This window comes from Colwellia sp. F1 (assembly GCF_056238625.1).
The window spans coordinates 1-2,325 of sequence record NZ_JBWDLI010000090.1; the positions used below are offsets into that span (position 1 = coordinate 1).

A 2,325-nucleotide genomic window follows, 5' to 3' on the forward strand; every position below is an offset into this window, starting at 1 on the left:
CATGAGGCAACGGGCTCGGATAAAGGTTAGCTGCCACCAAGCCTGCAACGTGAGCCATGTCGACCATTAAGTAAGCACCCACTTCATCAGCGATCGTGCGGAAACGGCGCCAATCCACCACGCGAGAGTAGGCAGAGAAACCGGCAATGATCATTTTTGGCTGATGCTCGCGAGCCAAACGCTCAACTTCTTCGTAATCGATCTCACCCGTTTCCGGCTTGAGACCGTACTGAACGGCGTTGTAGTGCTTGCCCGAGAAGTTAGGGGCGGCACCGTGGGTTAAGTGGCCGCCGTGGGCAAGGCTCATACCTAGAATCGTATCGCCAGGTTTGACCAGCGCCATAAACACTGCGGCATTGGCCTGAGCACCGGAATGCGGCTGCACATTGGCATAATTGGCACTAAATAAGTTACAAGCACGTTCAATGGCTAAGGCCTCAACCTTGTCGACGAACTCACAACCGCCGTAGTAGCGACGACCTGGATAGCCTTCCGCATACTTGTTAGTCAGTTGGGTGCCCTGCGCTTCCATGACAAGCTGGCTGGTGTAATTTTCGGAGGCGATTAGCTCAATATGCGCTTCTTGGCGTACCGTTTCTTCAGCAATTGCTTCTGCGAGCAAACTGTCGTAACTGGCCAAACGTGCTTTGGGGGAAAAATTACTTTGAAGCATTGTCGCCTCCTGATGAGTGACTTTTTTATTAAGTGCTGGACGCTCTCTTTAACGCTGGCAAACCAAGGCTTTTATCAACCAAAATTCCTGCCAACGCTTTCTTACCGCGATACTATCGTTGGTTTCCTGGCCCAAGATACTTGTTGACGTCACCACTCGATGCATTTGCGACATCGACATCAATTAGCCTAGCTGCGCAGATAGACGATCATTGATTACCCATAAAAAAGCGCCCCAAACGGCAGAAAACCTTAAGGGGCGCTTTACTGAAAGTATTAAACAGAGGGGTTAAAAATCGACGATGAGATCCCCTTTAGGGCGACTGCAGCAAGATAGAATGTAGCCATCTGCGACATCCTCATCCGTAATGCCCCCGTTATGCTCCATATCCACCTCCCCCGACTTGAGCTCTACGCGGCAAGTTCCGCATATGCCCATACCGCATGCTTTGGGGATATGCAGACCCAACTTCGCCGCTGCTGCATGCACCGTTTCACCAGGCTGAATGCGCACACTTTTGCCGGTTGAGGCGAACTCGATGCTGTGCAAGTCCTTGCTATCAATATTTTCAGCTTCGACTTCTGCTTGCTCGGCCAGCTCACGTACATCATCACGAACGTCGACAGGCGTGGCACCAAACGACTCTTCGTGATAATGGCTCATATCAAAGTTATGGTGCTGCAAAATACGTTTAATGGCGTTCATATAGGGAGTAGGGCCGCAACAAAAGATTTCTCTCTCCATAAAGTCCGGCACCATTAACTCAAACAGCGGCTCGGTGAGATAACCACGGTAGCCAGCCCATGCCTCACCAATATCTTCCTTGCTCTCACAGATAATATGTAGTTTGAATTCGGGGATACGCGAAAACATATGCACCAATTCACGATGATAAATGACATCGCGGGGTGCTCGAGCGCTATGTATAAATTCAACATCAACAGCGGCATTAGTATCAAAAAGCCAGCGTGTCATAGACATTAAAGGGGTAATACCAACGCCGCCAGAAAGAAACAGCACTTTCTCGGCAGGAAAATCGATCGAGTTAAAGTTCCCGACCGGCCCATGTACCACCAGCTCATCGCCCACCTTTAAATTGGCATGCAGCCAATTGGACACAACGCCCCCCGGCACCTGCTTAACAGTAATCGAAAAACTGTAAGGAATAGAGGGTGAACTAGAGATTGTATAGGATCGCATGATCGGCTGATTATCGATCTCAAGCTCTAGGGTCACAAACTGGCCAGGCTTGAAGAAGAACAGTACCGGTTGCTCCGCCATAAAACAGAACGTGCGTACATCCTGGGTTTCTTGGATCACCTTAACGCAACGTACTTGGTGGCGGCCGTTAGTCCAGGTTTGGGTCGTGACCGGGTTAAAGAAATTAGTTGTCATTATCGCCTCTGCCTGACCAGCCTTCATCGCTATGCATTACCGAACTATATTGGCTATAGCCCAGCACCGTTGGTATGCATTTTGGGGACGCTCCACTTAGCCGACTTACCTGACAACGACGCGCACTTACCTCGTGCCACTCTTAATTGCTTAGAAACCTCTTCTTTAGTCGCCGTTACGCCACCTGATGTCGCGGGCAGATAATTGGTAGGCGTTAGCCTGAAAAACAATCAGACAATGTCATCAGGCTCCACTCG

The 2,325-nt window shown here is 50.0% G+C and carries 2 protein-coding genes; both read right to left on the reverse strand.

The window, feature by feature from the left end; translation table 11 throughout:
• On the reverse strand, positions 1-673 hold a 673-nt coding region (locus AC0UA9_RS17575), incomplete at its 3' end, for a serine hydroxymethyltransferase (RefSeq protein ID WP_475662053.1).
• Positions 674-961: 288 nt separating this feature from the next.
• On the reverse strand, positions 962-2,068 hold the full coding sequence (locus tag AC0UA9_RS17580; protein ID WP_475662055.1) for an FAD-binding oxidoreductase: 1,107 nt from the start codon (positions 2,066-2,068) through the stop codon (positions 962-964).
• Between the last annotated feature and the right edge of the window lie 257 nt (positions 2,069-2,325).

Coding starts and splice junctions, on each gene's coding strand:
- AC0UA9_RS17580 (WP_475662055.1), bottom strand. CDS start 2,068: ATGACAACTAATTTCTTTAACCCGGTCACGACCCAAACCTGGACTAAC.